This is a genomic window from Paraburkholderia sp. OAS925 (assembly GCF_040543975.1).
Lineage (GTDB): Bacteria > Pseudomonadota > Gammaproteobacteria > Burkholderiales > Burkholderiaceae > Paraburkholderia > Paraburkholderia graminis.
Window position 1 is genome coordinate 2,422,013 of record NZ_JBEUNO010000001.1, and the last position, 19,914, is coordinate 2,441,926.

Annotated in this window: 17 protein-coding genes and 1 pseudogene; 13 read left to right on the forward strand and 5 right to left on the reverse strand. The window is 63.8% G+C overall.

Annotated features, from left to right (window positions below):
• Positions 1 to 98: 98 nt before the first annotated feature.
• A complete protein-coding gene (gene ygfZ, locus ABIE53_RS10610; protein ID WP_029968394.1) occupies positions 99 to 1,175 on the reverse strand; it encodes a CAF17-like 4Fe-4S cluster assembly/insertion protein YgfZ in 1,077 nt (358 codons plus the stop codon).
• Between the two features lie 77 nt (positions 1,176 to 1,252).
• Between ygfZ and mltG the strand changes: the two genes are divergently transcribed.
• The 11 genes from mltG to ABIE53_RS10665 all read left to right on the forward strand — a co-directional run bounded on the left by mltG (position 1,253) and on the right by ABIE53_RS10665 (position 12,638).
• Positions 1,253 to 2,263, forward strand: coding sequence for an endolytic transglycosylase MltG (mltG, locus tag ABIE53_RS10615; protein ID WP_029968395.1), 1,011 nt, complete (start codon positions 1,253 to 1,255; stop codon positions 2,261 to 2,263).
• Positions 2,264 to 2,884: a dTMP kinase gene (tmk, locus tag ABIE53_RS10620; RefSeq protein ID WP_114156113.1), complete on the forward strand. Its 621-nt coding sequence runs from the start codon at positions 2,264 to 2,266 to the stop codon at positions 2,882 to 2,884.
• Positions 2,885 to 2,981: 97 nt separating this feature from the next.
• Complete coding sequence (locus ABIE53_RS10625) at positions 2,982 to 4,025, forward strand: DNA polymerase III subunit delta' (protein WP_029968397.1); 1,044 nt, start codon at positions 2,982 to 2,984, stop codon at positions 4,023 to 4,025.
• A gap of 96 nt (positions 4,026 to 4,121) precedes the next feature.
• A complete protein-coding gene (locus ABIE53_RS10630; protein ID WP_114156699.1) occupies positions 4,122 to 4,646 on the forward strand; it encodes a GNAT family N-acetyltransferase in 525 nt (174 codons plus the stop codon).
• 33 nt (positions 4,647 to 4,679) lie between these two features.
• Positions 4,680 to 5,471, forward strand: coding sequence for a TatD family hydrolase (locus ABIE53_RS10635; protein WP_029968401.1), 792 nt, complete (start codon positions 4,680 to 4,682; stop codon positions 5,469 to 5,471).
• A 47-nt stretch (positions 5,472 to 5,518) separates the two neighbouring features.
• A complete protein-coding gene (locus ABIE53_RS10640; RefSeq protein ID WP_029968403.1) occupies positions 5,519 to 6,256 on the forward strand; it encodes an ankyrin repeat domain-containing protein in 738 nt (245 codons plus the stop codon).
• A gap of 176 nt (positions 6,257 to 6,432) precedes the next feature.
• Positions 6,433 to 6,789, forward strand: a complete 357-nt coding sequence (locus tag ABIE53_RS10645; RefSeq protein WP_006048979.1) for a Rap1a/Tai family immunity protein — start codon at positions 6,433 to 6,435, stop codon at positions 6,787 to 6,789.
• Between the two features lie 323 nt (positions 6,790 to 7,112).
• Positions 7,113 to 8,351, forward strand: a complete 1,239-nt coding sequence (locus ABIE53_RS10650) for a mechanosensitive ion channel family protein (protein WP_114156114.1) — start codon at positions 7,113 to 7,115, stop codon at positions 8,349 to 8,351.
• A 290-nt stretch (positions 8,352 to 8,641) separates the two neighbouring features.
• Positions 8,642 to 10,051, forward strand: a complete 1,410-nt coding sequence (gene otsA, locus ABIE53_RS10655; RefSeq protein ID WP_006048981.1) for an alpha,alpha-trehalose-phosphate synthase (UDP-forming) — start codon at positions 8,642 to 8,644, stop codon at positions 10,049 to 10,051.
• Positions 10,052 to 10,151: 100 nt separating this feature from the next.
• Positions 10,152 to 11,318 (forward strand): AAA family ATPase, encoded by a 1,167-nt coding sequence (locus ABIE53_RS10660; RefSeq protein ID WP_114156115.1) that lies wholly within the window; start codon positions 10,152 to 10,154, stop codon positions 11,316 to 11,318.
• Positions 11,319 to 11,570: 252 nt separating this feature from the next.
• Positions 11,571 to 12,638, forward strand: coding sequence for a glycosyltransferase family 4 protein (locus tag ABIE53_RS10665; RefSeq protein ID WP_006048984.1), 1,068 nt, complete (start codon positions 11,571 to 11,573; stop codon positions 12,636 to 12,638).
• 377 nt (positions 12,639 to 13,015) lie between these two features.
• Here the strand turns inward: ABIE53_RS10665 and ABIE53_RS10670 are convergent, their stop codons facing one another.
• From ABIE53_RS10670 to ABIE53_RS10680, 3 genes and pseudogenes are all read right to left on the reverse strand, one after another.
• Positions 13,016 to 13,603 carry a BPSL1445 family SYLF domain-containing lipoprotein gene (locus tag ABIE53_RS10670; RefSeq protein ID WP_006048985.1) on the reverse strand — a complete coding sequence of 196 codons (588 nt, stop codon included), beginning with the start codon at positions 13,601 to 13,603 and terminating at the stop codon, positions 13,016 to 13,018.
• Positions 13,604 to 13,972: 369 nt separating this feature from the next.
• Positions 13,973 to 14,426: pseudogene (locus ABIE53_RS10675) on the reverse strand (hypothetical protein).
• A gap of 315 nt (positions 14,427 to 14,741) precedes the next feature.
• Positions 14,742 to 15,035 (reverse strand): PsiF family protein, encoded by a 294-nt coding sequence (locus tag ABIE53_RS10680; RefSeq protein ID WP_006048987.1) that lies wholly within the window; start codon positions 15,033 to 15,035, stop codon positions 14,742 to 14,744.
• A gap of 466 nt (positions 15,036 to 15,501) precedes the next feature.
• Here ABIE53_RS10680 and ABIE53_RS10685 point away from each other — a divergent pair, with 466 nt between their 5' ends.
• On the forward strand, positions 15,502 to 15,798 hold the full coding sequence (locus ABIE53_RS10685; protein ID WP_029968407.1) for a YciI-like protein: 297 nt from the start codon (positions 15,502 to 15,504) through the stop codon (positions 15,796 to 15,798).
• Between the two features lie 599 nt (positions 15,799 to 16,397).
• Positions 16,398 to 17,834, forward strand: coding sequence for a DUF6566 family protein (locus tag ABIE53_RS10690; protein ID WP_192698871.1), 1,437 nt, complete (start codon positions 16,398 to 16,400; stop codon positions 17,832 to 17,834).
• Positions 17,835 to 17,949: 115 nt separating this feature from the next.
• On the opposite strand, the gene ABIE53_RS10695 is transcribed toward ABIE53_RS10690, so the two are convergent.
• Positions 17,950 to 19,515, reverse strand: a complete 1,566-nt coding sequence (locus ABIE53_RS10695; RefSeq protein ID WP_114156118.1) for a mannose-1-phosphate guanylyltransferase/mannose-6-phosphate isomerase — start codon at positions 19,513 to 19,515, stop codon at positions 17,950 to 17,952.
• Positions 19,516 to 19,914 lie beyond the last annotated feature (399 nt).

Consider the following 19,914-nt stretch of genomic DNA (forward strand, 5'->3'; position numbering starts at 1 on the left):
AACGCAATGGCGAACAGTAGTCGGACGAGGACGCCGGCAAAAAGCGGCGCGTGCTTCGAGCGCACTGCGCCGCTCATCTGCGTACCGCGGAGCGCCGTTCAAACCTCGGAGGGCAGTCCGTACGGCAGCGCGAGAAAGCGCAGCGCCGGGCCGTCCGCGGCGCCCAGATGCACCGAACCGCTTTCGAGCGCCGCGAGCTTGATCTCGACGAGCACATCGACGCCGCCGTCCCGCGCCGACGCCGCGTTCACCACCATGCCGCACGGCTGACCAGGATCGTCGGAGTGAAACAGCTCGACGCCCGCCTTCACGGTATCGAGCTCGCCCGCCACGTTCGCGAGCGACGTGCGCCGCTTGATCGTGCCGCGGTACTGGCTGCGCGCGACCACTTCCTGGCCAGGGTAGCAGCCCTTGCGGAAATTGACCGCGCCGAGCACGTCGAAATTGACCATTTGCGGCACGAACTGTTCGACCACCGGCTGCGTGATGCGCGGCTCGCCCGCGCGAATGTCGAGCCAGTCCCACACGGCCGGCGAAACCTGCGTGAGCTTCTCGCCGAGCGAGGGCAGATGCGCTTCGACCTGCGCCTTCGGCCCGATCCACAGATAACGGAGCCGCTCGAACGCATCCGGCACGCGAATCAGCGAGCCGGCCGCGCCGTCCACCTTGACGTGCACGCCGTCCGGCAACGCGTCGAACACGCCGGACAGCGCCTTGCGCACGTCGCCCGCGAGGCCGATCACCGCCAGCTCGCCGCTTGCATCGGCGAGCTTCGCCTTCGCGCGCAGAACGAACATGGAGAGGCGCTTTTGCACCGCCGCCTGTACGTCCTTTGAGACCAGCAGACGGAGCGTGTCGCCGCTGCGCCAGGTCAGGAACGACGCGAGCAGGCGTCCCTTCGCCGAGCAGTAGCCTGCGAGGCGCGCGTTGGCGGCGTCGAGGTGCTGCGTGTCGTTCGTCAACTGACCGTGCAGGAAGCTCGCGGCGTCGTCGCCGGTCGCGTCGATCACGCCGAACTGCGTGAGCACCGCGTAGGCGCCGTGCTGGAGGGCGGCGTCGAACTCATCGGCGGACGGACGCGGCCACACCGGCAGCGCCGTGACGGCCGCGGCTGACGGATGCACTGCGGGGTTAGCTGGGACAGTGCCTGAAGCGGTAGCGAGCGGTGTGTTCATGGATTCCGGGAACAGTCAATTCTGACTTTAGCTAAGGCAAACAAGTATTATATGCAGTCCAACCCTGCCACGTTTTCATGTCCCTCTTCAAGAAATGTTTGGTTGCCGGCTCGATTGTCCTCGTGCTGGCCGCAGCCGCGATCGCTGGCGGATACCACTGGGCCAACAGCCCGCTCGAGCTGAATCCCGCGCAACTCGACGTCACCGTCAAACCGCACAGCAGCCTGCGCAGCGTCACGCTGCAGCTCAATCGCGGCGGCGTGCCGGTCGAGCCCGAGCTATTCATCGTGATGACGCGGCTGCTCGGCCTGCAAAGCGAGCTGAAGTCCGGCAATTACGAATTCAAGACCGGCGTGACGCCCTACGAAGTGCTGCAAAAAATCGCGCGCGGCGACGTCAACGAATACGTCGCGACCATCATCGAAGGGTGGACGTTCAAGCGCATGCGCGCCGAGCTGGACGCGAATCCGGCGCTCAAGCACGACAGCGTCGCGATGAACGACGCGCAGCTGATGAGCGCGATCGGCGCACCGGAAGCGTCGATCGGCAACGGCGAAGGGCTCTTTTTCCCGGACACCTATCTGTTCGACAAGAACACGAGCGACCTCGACGTGTATCGCCGCGCGTATCGTCTGATGCGCGTGCGTCTCGATGAAGCATGGCTCGCGCGCGCGCCGAACCTGCCGTACAAGACGCCGTACGAGGCGCTGATCATGGCTTCGATCATCGAAAAGGAAACCGGCAAAAAGTCGGACCGTCCGATGGTCGCGGCCGTGTTCGCGAACCGTCTGCGCGTGGGCATGCCGCTGCAGACCGACCCGACTGTGATCTACGGAATGGGCGAGAGCTACGCGGGCCGCATCCGCAAAAAAGACCTGCAGACGGACACTCCCTACAATACCTACACGCGCATGGGCCTGCCGCCCACGCCGATTTCGCTGCCCGGCGTCGCGTCGCTGCAGGCGGCGATGAACCCGGCGCAAACGAGCGCGTTGTACTTCGTGTCGCGCGGCGACGGCAGCAGCATCTTTTCCGACAACCTTGGCGATCACAACAAGGCCGTGGACAAATACATTCGAGGGCAATAAATGGCGCGCGGCAAATTCATCACGTTCGAGGGCATAGACGGCGCCGGCAAGACGACGCATCTCGCCTGGTTCCGCGAGCGGCTGGAACAGAAGGTGGCGGCCACCGGCCGCGCGGTCGTCATGACGCGCGAACCCGGCGGCACGCCGCTTGGCGAGCAGATCCGCGAAATCGTGCTGCATCAAAAGATGGATCTCGAAACCGAGGCGCTGCTGATGTTCGCGCTGCGCCGCCAGCATCTGGCGGAAGTGATCGAGCCGGCGCTCGCACGCGGCGACTGGGTGCTGTCCGACCGCTTCACCGACGCGACCTTTGCCTACCAGGGCGGCGGGCGCGGGCTGCCGCGCGACAAGCTGGAAACGCTCGAGCGTTGGGTGCAGGGCGGCTTCCAGCCGGATTTGACCGTTCTGTTCGACCTCGCGCCGGAAATTGCCAACGAACGGCGCAGCGCGGCGCGCGACCCGGATCGCTTCGAGAGCGAATCGGCGGCTTTTTTCGAGCGCACGCGGACCGAATATCTGCGCCGGGCGGAAGAAGCACCGTATCGTTTCGCTATCATTGACTCTTCGCAGAGCATTGTCCGTATCCAGAAGCAGCTTGAAGAGTTGATTGCAAGTCTTTGATTCTGCCAAGGTAATGTCAAATCCAGGCGAGCGCACGCCAAAGCTCCGGCAAAGCATCAAATAACGTCCCCAACCGATTGATTCGAAAAGACAAACGATGATTTATCCGTGGCAAGCCGATGACTGGAACCGCCTGCAGCAGTTGCGCGGCCACTGGCCGCATGCGTTGTTGCTGCATGGCCAGGCGGGCATCGGCAAGCTGCGCTTCGCGCAGCACCTCGCGCAGGGCCTGTTGTGCGAAGACCAGCGCGAGAACGGCGAGCCGTGCGGCGCGTGCGTCGCGTGCAACTGGTTCGTGCAAGGCAACCATCCCGATTACCGGATCGTGGTGCCCGAGGCGCTGGCCGCCGAGGCCGGCCTCGGCTACGGCGCCGACGACAAAGCGGATAAAGCCGACAAGGCCGACGCCGACGAGGGCAAGAAAACGCGTGCACCCAGCAAGGAGATCAAGATCGAGCAGATTCGCGGCTTGCTCGACTTCGTCGGCGTGGGCTCGCATCGCGGCGGCGCGCGCGTGGTCGTGCTGTATCCCGCCGAAGGGCTGAACATCGCCGCGGCCAATGCGCTGCTGAAGACGCTCGAGGAGCCGCCAGCGGGCGTCGTGTTCCTGATGGTGTCGGCACGCATCGACCGGTTGCTGCCCACCATCATCAGCCGTTGCCGCCAATGGCCGATGAGCATGCCGTCACCCGAAGCCGCCACCCAATGGCTCGCGGCGCAAGGCGTGGCCGAAGCGCCGGCGCTGCTCGCCGAGGCGGGCGGCGCACCGCTCACCGCGCTCGCCCTCGCCAGCGACGAAAACCGCACGCTGCGCGACTGGACGCTCAAGCAACTGGCTGCGGGCCCCGAGTGCGACGCCTTTGCGTGCGGCGAGGCGCTGCAGAAGCTGCCGGTGCCGCTCGTGCTCGGCTGGCTGCAGCGCTGGATGTACGATCTGCTCGCCCAGCGCGCGGCCGGCGCGCCGCGCTACTTTCCGCAGGCGTCGGCGGCGTTGACGCGTTGCGCGTCGCAGGCTGACGCGAGCGCGTTCGCGCGCTTCATGCGGACCGTGACGCGGCAGCGCGCGGTCGAAAATCATCCGTTGAACGCGCGGCTTGTGTTCGAGGAGCTGTTTCTGGGCTACCGCGAGCTTTTTGCATGACGCTCACGAAGCGCCATGCCGTCCATGCCGCAAGCGTCGTCTGAAGAACCGTTTCTGATTTTTTTACCCAGCCTCTCATTCCAATCCGAAAGCACCATGAGCCTGTCTTACCGCGATGCCACGCTCGACGATCTGCCCGCGATCGTCGCCATTTACAACTCGACGGTCGCGTCGCGCCAGGTGACGGCCGATCTGGAGCCGGTCAGCGTCGAGAGCCGGTTGGCATGGTTTCATGCGCACGGGCCGCAGAAACGTCCGCTGTGGGTCGTCGACGACGCCGAAGCGCCCGGCCGCCTGCTCGGCTGGCTCAGCTTTTCGGACTTTTACGGCCGTCCGGCCTATCAGCGCACCGCGGAAGTCAGCATCTATCTGGACGAGCGCGCGCGCGGCAAGGGCCTCGGCAAGCAGTTGCTGGCGGCCTCGCTCGCGGCGGCGCCGGCGCTCGGCATCGACACCGTGCTCGGTTTCATCTTCGGCCACAATGACGCGAGCCTGCGCCTCTTTCGGGGTTTCGGCTTCGACACGTGGGGGTCGCTGCCGCGCGTGGCCGTGCTGGACGGCGTCGAGCGCGATCTGGTGATTCTCGGCAAGCGGCTCGACGCGCAGGGCGCGGCAAGCTGATCCGCCTCAGGCATTCCTTTGCAGGACATCGTCATGTTTGTCGATTCACACTGTCACATCAATTTCGAAGGACTCGCCGACCGTCTGCCGCAGGTGCTCGAGAACATGCGCAGCCACGCGGTCACGCATGCGCTGTGCGTGTCGGTCGATCTGGAAACGCTGCCGTCGGTTCTTGAAATCGCCAGCCGGCACGACAACGTTTATGCGTCGGTGGGCGTGCATCCCGATCACGAGGACATGCGCGAGCCGAGCGTCGCCGAACTGGTCGAGCTGGCCGAACATCCGAAAGTGGTCGCGATCGGCGAAACGGGGCTCGACTATTACCGCCTGGAAGGCCGCTCGATCGCCGATATGGAATGGCAGCGCGAGCGCTTTCGCACGCACATCCGCGCCGCGCATGCGACCGGCAAGCCGCTCATCATCCATACGCGTTCTTCGTCGGAAGACACGCTGCGCATCATGGCCGAGGAGCGCGCGAGCGAGCCGGGCGGCGTCATGCACTGCTTCACGGAGCCGTGGAGCGTCGCCGAGCAGGCGCTTGCGCAAAACTTTTACATCTCGCTGTCGGGCATCGTCACGTTCAAGAGCGCGACGGACGTGCAGGACGTCGCGCGTCGCGTGCCTCTGGAGCGGCTGCTGATCGAGACCGATTCGCCGTATCTGGCGCCCGTGCCGTATCGCGGCAAGCCCAATGAACCTGCGTACGTGAGTTATGTCGGACGTTTCATCGCGCAGCAGCGCGAGATGACGGACGAGGCGCTCGCCGCCGCGACGACGCAAAACTTCTTCCGCCTTTTCAAGATTCCCGCGCCGGCTGGCGCGTAGAGAATGTAAATAAATCAATAGGATAGGGCTTAGCCCTAAAGTAAAATATGACATATTTCACATTAACCCACACACCGCATACCGCTGACACGACGGCCACGGCAGTCTCGTCCGTCCGCCGCGGTTTGTCGCGCGCCGCCTTGGCCGCCACATTCGCCTGTGCCGCGCTGAGCTCGCTGATCGCCGCGCCGGCTGTAGCCGCGCCGATCGACTCGCTGATCAAATCGGTGAAATTCGACGACGTCGACGGCGTCAAGAAATTGCTCGCGAAGGGCATGGACCCGAACAGCGTCGACAACCAGGGCATGCCGCTGCTGGTCCTCGCCGCGCGCGAGAAGTCGGACAAGGTCGGCGCCGCGCTGCTCGCGAATCCGAAGACCAACGTTGAAATCGAGGACAAGGCGGGCGAGAACGCGATGATGATGGCCGCGCTCAACGGCGACCTGGAATTCGTCAAGCAACTGATCGCGAAAGACGCCGAAGTCAACAAGAAGGGCTGGGCGCCGCTGCACTACGCCGCCGCGAACGGCCACGACGACATCGTGAAACTGCTGCTCGACCATTCGGCTTACGTCGACGCCGGCTCCCCGAACGGCACCACGCCGCTGATGATGGCCGCGCGCGGCGGCCATGTGTCGACGGTGAAGCTGCTGCTCGACAACGGCGCGGACCTGACCGTGAAGAACCAGATCGGCCTGACCGCGCTCGATTTCGCGAAGACCTACAAGGAGCCGGACGTGGTCGAGGGCCTCACCGCCCGCCTGCAACAGATGCAGCAGAAGTAAGGCGCGCGGCGAAGCGGCTTGTGCGCGTTTTGCCGCTTATATGCCTGAAGATAGCGGCGGCTGCCTGCTGCGGCCCCGTAAAACAGTGCAGAATGACGACTTTGGCGCGCCTCTCGTGTGCGCGCCCTCGGGATGCGGCAACAGACCGCCTGATAAACGACCTGGAAAGGAACACCATGCTGCGGGCTTTGATTTTCGCCAGCGCGTTTGCCGTACCGTTGTCGGCGGCCGCGTTTACGGGAGGCGACCTCAACAAGCTGTGCACGAAGACCGACGTGGCGTCGCGCAGTGCATGCGCCGCGTACATTGAAGGCGCCGCCGACGGCATTTTCAACACGATCGACGCAATCGGCGGCACGACCGGGCCGCGCGTCGGCCAGTACTTCTGCCTGCCGCAAGACGCGCGTTCGGCGCAGTTGACGGATGCGGTGCGCAAATACATCGCGGAAAATCCGATTGTGGCGGGCTATAACGCGAGCACGGCGATTTCGCTGGGGCTCGGCAAGGCGTTTCCTTGCAAAAGCGGAAGCTGATTTGAGTTGAGTTGATTCGAGCCGGCGCGGTTTGCGGCCTCGTGTCGCGAGGCGTGCGGGTCGCCAGCTTTGTTGTTTTGTCATGGGTTTTTGTCACGGGTTTTTTGTCACTGAGTTTGCTCACCGCGTGTGCCGTATGCCGTGCACGCGTTCAACATGAGCCGGGGCGCCGCTTTGCGCGGTCGCAGCCGGCTTTGATAGCGGGGCGCATCGTTTGATCCGCGCTTTCGCGGGCGTGCCGGCCGGGCGCCTCATCTCTACGCCGTCGCCGCGTCACACGCGGCCGGCCTGTCCCCATCCAAGCGAGGAGGAAACTGTCCTATATGGCTTTTTTCGATCGACTCGACCAGTTGGACCACATCGCCGAAGCGCCGCTGCATACCTGGCCCGGCGCGTTGCTGGTCTCGGTCATCGCCGTGCTGATCGCGATCGGCGCGCACCGCGTGGGCGCGCGCATCGTCACGCGGATCGCGCGGCCTTATCCGCTCACGAGTGTCGTGCTGCGCTATATCGACAAGCCGTCGCTGTTCGTTCTGCTGATTCTCTCGCTCGAAGCCGTCTGGTGGGAGGCGCCGGACACGCTCACTTTTATCGGCCCGTTGCGCGACGCCGCGGCCATTGCGCTGATCGGCGCATTGACGTGGCTGTCGGTGCGCTCGGCGGCGGCCATCGGCGAGGCGATCATTCAGGCCCATCCGCTCGATACCGCCGACAATCTCCACGCGCGCCGCATCCATACGCAGGCGAGGGTGCTGGCGCGCTCGGTGATGCTGGTGATCGTGATCGTCGGCGTCGGCGGCGCGTTGATGACGTTTCCGAACGTGCGGCAGATCGGCGCGAGCCTGCTGGCGTCGGCGGGCGTCGCCGGTCTGGTCGCCGGTATTGCCGCGCGGCCGGTGCTCGGCAATCTGATCGCGGGCTTGCAGATCGCGCTGTCGCAGCCAATCCGCCTCGACGACGTCGTCGTCATTCAGGGCGAGTGGGGGCGCATCGAGGAGATTACCGGGACGTATGTGTCGGTGCGTCTGTGGGACCAGCGGCGGCTGATCGTGCCGCTGCAATGGTTCATCGAGAATCCGTTTTCGAACTGGACGCGCAGCAGTTCGCAGATCATCGGCACGGTGTTTCTGTACGTCGATTACCGGATGCCGCTCGCGCCGTTGCGCGAGGAACTCGCGCGCATCGTCGAAGCGGCGCCCGAGTGGGACCGTCGCGTGCAGGTGCTGCAAGTCACCGAAGGCACCGAGCGCTCGATGCAGTTGCGCGCGCTCGTCAGTTCGCTCGATTCGGGTCTGAACTGGGACCTGCGCTGCCGCGTGCGCGAGGGGCTGCTCGACTTCATCCAGAAGCACTATCCGCAGTATTTGCCGCGGGCGCGCGCGGAGGTGTCGGCGGAACTCGAAAACGGCAAGGGCGAACCGCTCGACTGGGTGCCGCGCGGCACGCGCACGCCGGCCGGCAGCACGGCGGCGCATACTGAGGCGGACCCGGTGGCAAGCCGGCCTGGGCCTGGGCCGTCGTCGGCGGCTGGGTCGCCGCACAAAGTGAAGGAAACGGCCTAGCGCGAAGTCAGAATCCGCGCGACGCTGCGCGGAACGTTGGCAGGCAGTGCTGCGACGATCGGAAGCGCGCAACCGAATTCGCTGAAATGTGCGCGCCGTGCGCTATCTGCCCTGGCCAACCGGCTAAACGATGCAACCGATCGTTCGCCAAAGGGTCGAACCGTCCACTCATTGAATAAACCTGGCGCGGCATGGCGTGCACCATGCAAAACGATGTCGACGCGTCCGCTGCGTGGCGGGCGCGGGCTGCACCCTGGCAGATGCCGCGCGAAACAAGGAGGACTTGCAACATGGGCCGACTGATCGTCGTGTCGAATCGCGTCGCTACGCCGACGGAAACCAAAGGATCGGCGGGCGGCCTCGCCGTCGGCGTGTTCGGCGCGCTGAAAGACGCGGGAGGCGTGTGGTTCGGCTGGAGCGGCGACGTGGTCAGCGAGACCGTCGCCAACGCGGGACCCACGCTCGAACAGGACGGCGCGGTGACCTTCGCGACCGTGGGCCTCACGCGCAAGGATTACGACCAGTACTACCGCGGTTTTTCGAACGCGACGCTCTGGCCGGTGTTCCACTATCGCAACGACCTCGCGCGCTACGAGCGGGAGGAATATGCCGGTTATCGGCGCGTCAACGCGTGGCTCGCGCACAAGCTCATCAAGCTGCTCGAACCCGACGACGTCATCTGGATTCACGACTACCATCTGATCCCGTTCGCCGAGGCGCTGCGCAGCGAGGGCATCACGAATCGCATCGGTTTTTTCCTGCACATTCCGTTTCCGTCGCCGCAAATCCTGCTGAATATTCCGCCGCACGAGGAACTGGTGAAGTCGCTGTCGTGCTACGACCTGCTTGGTTTCCAGACCGCGACCGACGAAGAGGCTTTTCACGACTACGTGACGCGCCACGCGCGTGGCACGGTGTCGAACGGCATGGTGGAGGCGTTCGGCCGGAAGCTGCGCACGGGCGTTTACCGCATCGGCGTGTTTCCCGACGAGATCGCCGAACAGGCCAAGCGCTACGAAAGCCGTCAGCACGTGCTCGACCTGAAGCAGAGCCTGGAAGGCCGCAAGCTGATCATGAGCGTGGACCGGCTCGATTATTCGAAGGGGCTCGTCGAACGTTTTCGCGCGTTCGAGCATCTGCTGGAACGCTCGCCCGAATGGCGCGGCAATGTCACGCTCGTGCAGATCGCGCCGCCCACGCGGTCGGATGTCGCGACCTATCAGAAGATCCGCCAGGACCTGGAGTACGAAGCGGGGCGTATCAACGGCCGCTATTCGGGCCTCGACTACACGCCGATCCGTTATCTGAATCAGCAATACGACCGCTGGAAACTGATGTCGCTGTTTCGCGAGTCGCAGATCGGTTTCGTCACGCCGTTGCATGACGGCATGAACCTGGTCGCGAAGGAATATGTCGCCGCGCAGAATCCGGACGATCCGGGCGTGCTCGTGCTGTCGATTTTCGCGGGCGCGGCGGCTGAGTTGACAGGCGCGCTGCTCGTCAATCCGCATGACGCGATCGGCATGTGCGAGGCGTTGCAGCGGGCGCTGCAAATGCCGCTCGACGCACGGCAGCGGCGTCACGAGATCAACATGGCGGCGCTGCGCAAGAACGATCTGGGCGTGTGGCGCGACAGCTTCCTGCGCGACCTGCGCAGCGTGCCGATACAAAGACCGGCCGCGGGCGGAGGGCACAGGTAATGAGCTTGCGGCAATACGCAACCTTCAACCTCGGGCAGCGGAGGTTGTCGGCTAGCAAGGCGCGCGTGCGTCCACAAGCTTCGTATCTTCGGATGGCCGCGTGCTGAGTGCGCTCGCCATCGCGGGCTATCGGTCTTTGCGCGAACTGATCGTGCCGCTCGGCCGGCTGAACGTCATTACCGGCGCGAACGGCAGCGGCAAATCGAGCGTCTACCGTTCGCTGCGTCTGCTTGCGGAAACGGCGCGCGGCGGCGTGATTACGTCGCTTGCGCGGGAAGGCGGCCTGCCGTCCACCTTATGGGCCGGTCCCGAACGCTTTTCGCGCGGCGTGCTGAGCGGCGAATTCGAGGTTGAACCCACGGCACGCAAGACGCCGGTGAGTCTCAGGCTCGGTTTCGCGGGCGAGCAGTTTAGTTATGCGATCGATCTCGGGCTGCCGCTGCTCAATAAGAGCACCCGTTTTATGCTCGATCCCGTCGTCAAGCGCGAATGCATCTGGAGCGGGCCGGTGCTGCGGCCGTCCGCATTGCTCGTCGACAGGCAGGGTCCGGCGTTACGCACGCGCGATGAAAGCGGCGAGTGGCAAACGGTGCCGCAGCCGGTCGCGAGTTTCGACAGCATGATGACGGAGTTCGCCGACCCGCGCTCCGCGCCTGAGATGATCGCGGTGCGCGAACAGATCCGCTCGTGGCGCTTCTACGATCACTTCCGGACCGACGTCGACGCCCCCGCCCGCATGCCGCAAGTCGGCACGCATACGCCGGTGCTCTCCGACGACGGCGCGGACCTCGCCGCCGCGTTGCAGACCATCCGCGAAATCGGCGATTCGAGCGCGCTCGACGCTGCCATCGACGACGCGTTTCCCGGCTCGCGGCTCGAGATTGCCTCGCAGGACGGCCGCTTCGAAGTGCTGATGCAGCAGCACGGCCTGCTGCGTCCGCTGAAGGGCGCGGAATTGTCGGACGGCACCTTGCGCTATCTGCTGCTGGTCGCCGCGCTGTTGACTCCGCGCCCGCCCGCGCTGCTGGTGCTGAACGAGCCTGAAACCAGTTTGCACCCCGATCTGCTGCCGGCGCTCGCGCGGCTGATCGCGCGGGCCGCCGCGCACTCGCAGGTGCTCGTCGTATCGCATGCGGCGCGGCTGATCGCGGCGCTCGAACGCGAGGACGCCAGCGAATCGCTGGTGCTGGAAAAGCATTTCGGCGCCACGCGTCTCGCGGACGCCGACGAACGCGACATGCCGGCCTGGAAGTGGCCGTCGCGCTGAATCGCGCGGTGCGATGCGGCGTTTATTTCGGTGCCAGGCCGCTTGTAAGCTGAATGTAACAGCGCCCAGGAAATGCAATAACGGGCGCTTTTTAGTCCCTGCCAGGGAATAATGCTCCGATGCCTATGGTGCGCGCGTGCTGCCGCGGTGCACTGATCGAAGACCGGCGCTCAAAAGGGCGCCACTGACGGCGCCGCAAAACGCGGCCTCGGAACAAGCCGGGCCACGAGCTGTCAGTTCACGGAGACAACTATGAAGATTGCGCAGATCGCCCCCTTGACCGAATCGGTGCCGCCGAAGCTATACGGCGGCACGGAGCGCGTCGTGTCGTACATCACCGAGGCGCTCGTCGAGCTCGGCCACGATGTGACGCTGTTCGCAAGCGGCGATTCCGTTACGAGTGCGAAACTGGAGCCGGTGTGGCCGCGCGCGCTGCGCCTCGACCCAGGCATTCGCGATCGCGTCGCGCCGCATATGTTGCTGATGGAACTGGTGCGCCGCCAGGCCGAGCAGTTCGACGTCCTGCATTTTCACCTCGACTATTACTCGTTCTCGGTGTTTCAGCGCCAGGACACGCCGTTCGTCACGACGATGCACGGCCGTCTCGACCTACCCGAACAGCAGCCGGTGTTCGACACGTTCAGCTCGGCGCCGGTAATTTCGATTTCGAATGCGCAGCGCCATCCGCTGCCGCAGGCGCGTTGGCTCACCACCGTCTATCACGGCTTGCCCGAGCATCTCTACACGCCGCAGCCGGTCGAGCAAAAGTACCTGGCGTTTCTCGGCCGTATTTCGCCGGAAAAACGCGTCGATACGGCCATCCGCATTGCCGGTCGCTGCGGCATGCCGATTCGCATCGCCGCCAAGGTCGACGCCGCCGATCGGGAATATTTCGAGCGCGATATCCGGCCGCTGCTGGACCTGCCGTACGTCGAGTTCATCGGCGAAATCGCGGACAATCAGAAGGCGGAGTTCCTGTCGGGCGCGCATGCGCTGCTGTTTCCGATCGACTGGCCGGAGCCGTTCGGCCTCGTGATGATCGAGGCGATGGCGTGCGGCACACCGGTCGTCGCGTTCAACCGCGGCTCGGTGCCGGAAGTGCTCGAAGACGGGCTGACGGGCTTTATCGTCGAAGACGAGATCGGCGCGGTCGCGGCGGTCAACCGTCTGCACAAGATGTCGCGTGCGGGCGTGCGGCAGCGCTTCGAAGAGCGCTTCACGTCGCACCGGATGGCGCAGCAATACGTGGATGCGTATCAGTCGGTGATTCGCGCGCAGAAGCGTTCGCGCTTCAAGGTGGTGGATAGCTCGGGGCGTTGATCGCGGCCAGTGGGCGCGCGATGCTGCTGTCTGGTTTGCTCGCGCGATCAGACAAAGCGGGATTGAGCGAAAACAGGAGAGAGAAACGAAGCCGGCGCTCGTGGCGAGCGCCGGCTTTTTACTGCGAGAGGCTGTGCCGCGTGTGCGGTGAGCCGATGCCGGCATAGCGCACTAGGCGCGCTCGCGGCAACTCAACTGTCGCGATGGCTGCATTACTACGGTTGCGTTCCACAACCCTAGGCCCAGCGGGACACATTGCGTGTCCCGCCGCAAAGACGCTATACCGCCGCAACCAACGCAGCGGCGGCTCGTCGAGCCATTGTCACGCTCACAGAGTCGGCCCGCGGACACAAACCGCCGGGGCCAACCCTTCGGCGTCAAATCTTCAGGCGCGAAACCTTGGTGCCTTGCAACGACAGGTCGCCCATCAACCCGGCGTTGGTCAGCACGAAGACCTCGACCGGCGCGGTTGCCGTGTTCGAATCGATCGCGCCGTTCGCACCCATTTTCACGAGCGCAACGGAGGCGTCGCCGCCGACCGACCAGCCGTCCGCATTGCGGAATTTGTCGAGCGCATCCTGCGTCATGAACAGGAAGATGATGGCCTTCGATTGCGCGCCCGCCTGGAGCCCGAACGAGCCGGAAACCGTGCTGTAGTAGCCGACTGAGGTGCCGGCGACGCGCAGCGCGCCTTCGCCGTATTGCCCGCCGACGATGAAGCCCGCCTGCAGCACCGACGGGAACACCAGCACGCCGCGCGCCTTGGCGACGAGTTCGCGCGAACCCTTCACGGTCGTGTACAGCCGCGACATGGTGCCGTCGACGTCGGCGTCGATCGAGCGGCGTTTGGACGAATCGGTGGCGGCGGTGTCGTGGCCGCCGGTGTTGGTTGTGCAACCGGCGAGAGCAAGGCCTCCGAAAGCGAGCGCAGCGGTAGTCTTCAACATGAAGTGTCGTCTTTGCATCGTTTTTCTCCGTATGGTTCCGGGGCGCGACCGCGAACAAATCGCGCGGTCGCCTCTGAGTTATATCACACGGCACGCCAAAACGCGCCCTCGGTCGCAAGCCTCAAAGCCTTATGCGGCGGGGCTTTGAGGCAAATCGAAAAGAGTCTTCTGTAAATTTGACCGGCTGCCGGGCGACGCTCGCCGACCGCATCAACGCGCAGAAAACGGGCCGCCGTGCCGCGGATCGCGCTCGGTCGAGCCGCCGGGCACGCGAGCCAAAATCGCCGCATTCGCCCATTTTTACCGACTCCAGCGCTTCGCATTTTCTGTCGCGATCGGCGCGAAACTGTTGTCTCGACGCCGCAAATCTGAAGTCAGATGCGCGCGCTATCCGCCGTGATTGGCGCGGACTCTTGACCGCCGGTGGCCGCCTGAGCGCGCGGCGCACCGCGCCGATCAACACGCCGATAACAAACAGCGTGAGCGCCGGCACGATCCAGTAGCCGACGAACGCATGCCAGAGATAAGCCATCAGGGTGGAGCGGCGCACGCTGTATTCATTGCGGGCGTCCTGCTGACGCGGCGCGTTGGCCGCGAGCACGTCGGCGGGACAACCGGCGGCTTGCGCCTCGTCCGGCTTGCCGTGGCAGCGCGCGGGGGCGCCGGCCGCACGTTGCGCGTCGGTGAAATTCCAGGTGGTCAGCGCGCGGTCCAGGTCGACGGCGTTGTACGCCATCTCCTCGCGAATCTCGCTGACAGCAACGATCGCCACGGGCACCGCCCAGAACACGATGACGACCAGCCACCGCCTCAACCAGCGGTTTTTATGCTTCGATACCATCCTTGCCTCCAATCGATGCTTTGCGGCATCAACGACAAGATGGCGGCCCGTATGAATGTTGTGTGGGGGTGGGCCGTCTCCGCAGCCATCATAGAAGAAAAACGGCGCGTTCGGGCGAGAGGACTGTGAAGGGCGGGCGAAGCGCGGAGCGGAAAAGCGTAGGGGGTGTGGTGCGAAAGATCGGATGCGAGAGTGGGATGCTGGAGTCCGATGCGAGAGTCCGATGCGAACCGCATGCGCCGCGCGAAGCGCGCGGCGCATGGTCGAGCGTGCTGGAAACCCGCCTGGTCGAATCTGGTTGGGTTTAAGCCAAGTTCAGTTAGCCGGCGCCGACGACAGGCAGCTCTTCATGAACGCCTTGCGATCGTCGCCTTTCTTGCCGGTGGCTTGCGTGTTGCATACCTTCATCTTGTCCTGCTGGCTCATCGGCGCGGCGGCCGGTTTCGCCGACAGGCACGTCTTCATGAACGCCTTGCGCTCGTCGCCTTTTTTGTCGCCGGCCTGCTTGTTACAGTCGGCCATCTTCGTCTGCTGGCTGTTCTGCGCGAATGCCGGCGAAACCAGGACGGCGCCGAGTACCAGGGAAGCGATTGCGGATTGGATTTTCATGTGACACTCCATCGGTGTGGAAACGTTTTTGGTCTTCATGCACGTGGGCGTCGACGGGATCCGGCATCCGGCCCTCGGCAAGTCCATTATGGCAAATGCTGTCTGCATCAACGGTCAAAACCGCGTTTGCGTTGACAGCCGCGCCCGCTGGTTTTCCCTGACCAGGCGGAGTGAGTGCGTATTTCAGGCCGATTGGCGTTGAATTGCAGCGAATCCGGACACGCGATTATGTTATGCATTGCAGATTAAACGATGATGCAATCGGACTGCAATTCGCTACCGTATCGCCCACTGCGAGCGGTTGAAAAATTCGCGCTGCATTGTTTTGCTGCATTGTCCATTTGCTGCGCTAGCACATGAATGGCAATTGGTAAGGAAATTCGCAGGGAAATCCTTAACGGCTATTGACAGGTTGCCGTGTCCGTTCACCACCGGCGCAGTAGTGTTTTTTAAGGAGGAATTCGTCATGCACTATCTATTGATCTATGACCTCGTGCCCGACTATCTGGAACGGCGTGGTGAGTACCGCGATGCGCATCTGAAACTCGCATGGGAAGCGGCGGGGCGCGGCGAACTGATGCTGGGCGGTGCGCTGACCGAACCGGTCGACACGGCCATGCTGCTTTTTAACAGCGACACGCCTCGCGTCGCCGAAGCCTTCGCCCAGGCAGATCCGTACGTGCGAGCGGGGCTTGTTACACGCTGGCGCGTACGCGAATGGAAAACCGTGGCGGGCGAGGGCGCGGCGAATCCCGTGCGCTAGCCGTTCCACACACCACGCGGGCGACGCCCCAAGCGAGCGGCTCGCCTGCGTTGCCACATCGATGTCATCAAGCGTTGGCACCGTTGACTCGATGCGCGTGCAACGAACCTGCCACACCGGCAGACAGACAAAGAATGCCTGAATTATTGCGCCGTGATGCGGTCGAATTCGGGCGGCTTATTCGGCGTGTCTGCCGCATTTTTTAGCAGGCCTTTAGCGCGCATTGGCTGTGCTTTTTCGCCGGCTGTCGAGTGGACAATAGCAATTCCGTCGCTATCGCATGAAGCATTTCCGTTACGGCATGACGTGAATTAAGCGAGTGAAAAGCATAAGTTTGTTTCTATCCGTAACACTTGTCTCGCCGATATTCACGCAAACCCTGGTGATGGTATGCTTCGTGCACAATTCTCCCATGCACGAGTGAGACCACGTTTTGTGCTTCGCAATAGGGATAAACCGCACTAACACAGGGCGGGGTTGACCAGCCAACAGAACGTACAAGACATATTTGTGCAACCGAGGGTGACACACGGATCGTGAAGGCTGAATCTGTGGTCCACCCAAAGCCGCGGCCCGGCCAGGCTGCGTGGAGAAAATCCATGTTTTTCGATGAGCTAAGCAATGACGAATGGGCGCTGCTATCTGCGCTTGTCTCCGATGAGCCGGCCGTCCGTCTGAACCGACGTGGGCGGCCTCGCGCCGACCCACGTGTCGTGGCCAATGCGGTTTTGTGGATCCTCACTACCGGAGAGCCCTGGTCGAAGCTGCCAGGCCGTTATCCGTCGGGGCCCACTTGCCGGCGCCGTTTCGAGGAATGGCAACTGAACGGCACGCTGCTCGAGATGGTTCGGCTTCTGTCCAGAAAGGGGCGCACGTTCGCCTACGTGCCTCAACCGGCGCCGCCCGTCGCCGCCAAACCCGCAGCGCCTGTCGCGGATACAACCAGCATGCGTGACGAGAGTCCGCGCGGCGTGTCGTGGAAAAGCCCCGAGTCGTGGCAGGCGCCCGGCACGAACGGCCACGCGGCCAACGCGCTGCACGAGGCTCAGGCGTCGCACGCGCGGCCCTGGCGTTCGGCCGATCCGATCGCGGATATCACGCGTCAACTGGCGGGTTTCGACCACGCCGCGCCCGTCGTCGCGCAGGATCGGCAAGATGCCTACGCTGCACAAGCCGCACATGCCATCGCGCGTGCGCCGGCTTTGCCGACTCCATCGGTCGCTTATGCGCCGCGCCCGGCGCTGCGTGCCGACTTGCGCGCGATGAACGAAGCCGGCGCGGTCGGTGCAGCCATGCAGGGTCTGGACGCGGCCATCGCATCGGCGCGCGGAATCTCGGGAGCGGCGCTGCAACGCAGCCCGCTGTCGACGGCTCTCGCGCCGCGCGGGCGGCAAGTCGCCGAGCGGCACGGCTATCTGATCTACGTCGCCGCCGAGCGGGTGCCGAACGCGATGTATCGCGCATGGGCGGAGATCATGAAGGACGGCAAGCGCGTCGAGCGTTCGGGCCTCGTCGGCCCGCGCTTTACGGACGCCGAGGCGGCCGAGCATTATGCGTTCGAGTGGGCCGCGCAGTGGATCGATCGTGAATGCGCGATGCAGGCCGCGGCCTATGCGGCGCCGCAGGTACGGGCACCGCAAGCGTACGGCGCGCCGATGCACACGCAGATGCACAAGCCCGTGTACACGTCGGACGTGTCTGCCGCTCACTCGCCGTATACCGCGCCGCCGGCTCGTCCGATGGCGGCGGGCATGCGTCATGTGCCCGAGTCCGTCGCCGCGCATCATGGAGCGCCGTTGCATGGTCCGTTGAATGCGTTTCGCGGACCGCTGCGGCGCTACACGAGCGAACCCGCCGCTGCTGCCGTCGGCAGCGCGGTGAATGGCGGGATGACTAGCGCAAACGCATCAGCCAATGCAGCATCAGGCGCAGTCGCAGCACCAGGCGCAGCAACCGCAACGCCCGCCAATCCAGCCGCAGCAGATCGAGCAGAACGTTATCCGTCGTACACAGAACTCATCTCCCACGCGGGATGAGCACGCAGCACCCCGCGGCAGTCTGGAGCAACCGCCGCAGGATCCCGCTTCATTCGCTGTGATTCAACGCTGTTCCCGCAACCGACCTCGCGTGCCTGATGTGTGACCCAGGGCTTTACTGGCGTCCGTACGTGTCGTCGAAGCGCACGATATCGTCTTCGCCGAGATACGAGCCGGATTGCACCTCGATCATTTCGAGCGGCATCTTGCCCGGGTTCTCGAGACGGTGCGTGACGCCGAGCGGGATATAAGCCGATTCGTTTTCGGAGACGATAAAGCGCTCTTCACCTCGCGTGACGAGCGCGGTGCCGCGCACGACGATCCAATGTTCGGCGCGGTGATGATGCATTTGCAGCGAGAGGCGAGCGCCCGGCTTCACGACAATGCGCTTCACCTGGAAACGCTCGCCGGTATCGACGGAATCGTAATTGCCCCACGGGCGATGCACCTTGCGATGATTGGCCGCTTCGATGCCGCCTTCGCTGCGAATGCGGCCCACGATTTTCTTTACGTCCTGCACGCGCGATTTGTCGGCGACGAGAATCGCGTCGGCCGTTTCGACGACGACGAGATCCTGCGTGCCCACGCAGGCAATCAGGCGTCCTTCGGAATGCGCGAAGGTGGAGGAGGCGCCTTCGAACATCACGCGCCCGCGGCCCACGTTCTGCTCCGCGTCTTTCTCGGAGATGTCCCAGATGGCGTCCCACGAGCCCACGTCCGACCAGCCCGCCTGCAACGGCACGACCACGCCCGAGGCCGCGCTTTGGTCCTGGCCGAGTTGCTCCATCACCGCGTAGTCGATCGAATTGGACGGCGACGCGCTGAACGCATCGCGTTGCAGGCGGAAGAAGTCGCCGTCCGCCTTGCCGCCCGCGTAGGCCGCTTCGCAGGCGTCGTGAATGGCCGGCTGAAAGTGGCGGATCGCCTTCAACCACGTCGATGCACGCATGATGAAAATGCCGCTGTTCCACCAGTATTCGCGCGATTCGACATAGCGTTGCGCGAGTTCGAGATGCGGCTTTTCGACGAAGCGATCGAGCTTGTGCGCGGTGACTGAAGCACTCGCATCCACAGCGTCAGCCGCTTGCGTTTCATCAGGATTACCAGGCGTACCGATAGCCGCGCCAATGCGGATGTAGCCGTAGCCCGTTTCCGCGCGCGTCGGCACGATGCCCATTGTGACGATCTGACCCGCCGCCGCATGCTGCACGCCCGCGGCGACTGCGGCGTGAAAGCCTTCGAGATCGGTGACCGCGTGATCCGCGGGCATCACCACCATGATGCCGTCCTCGTCCTGCGCAGCAATGGATAGCGCGGCCACAGTCAGCGCCGGCGCCGTATCGCGGCCTACCGGTTCGAGAATCAGGCGAGTCGGTTTGCCGCTCGTGCGCAATTGCTCGGCGGTCGTGAAGCGTTGTTCCTCGTTGGCCACCACGACGAGTTGCCCGGCGAGCGGATAGCCGGCCTCGAGCGCGTCGAGACGGCGCGTGGTGGACTGCAGCAGCGAGTCTTCGCCGAGCAGGCCGATCAACTGCTTGGGATGCTGTTCGCGCGACATCGGCCACAACCTCGTGCCTGAGCCGCCCGCGAGAATGACGGGATGAACCTTCAGTTTGACGTGCGCGGACGTCGTCTGGGTGGGCCGGGTGTCGGCGGACGTGGCCGTAACCGGAGCGGTCATGATGGACTCCTCGGGACTGGATGGATGCGTCCAGTTTTATCACGAAGACCGAAATGAATAAAAGCCCGTTAATTGGAAACTATATATAAGCCGAATAGAGCTAACGTCTTGATGAACAAAAAATGTCGCGGCTATTTTATAAAAAGAAAAATTATGCGGAAATTAACGGCGGGCTATTTTTTTACCGCGGCGCCTGCACGAGAATTATGACGGCGCAAGCCCGCGCGGGCATCGCCGGAAAGCGACAGAAAGGCCGCCGTTACTCGTCATGAAGGCGCAAAAGCATGGTCAAAGCCGCTATTCCGGTAAAAACACCCCACAAAATTCACAAAAAATTCCGAAATTTTGACCGATACATTTTGAGATTTTTGCAGCCTTGCGGCGCGAATTTTAATAACG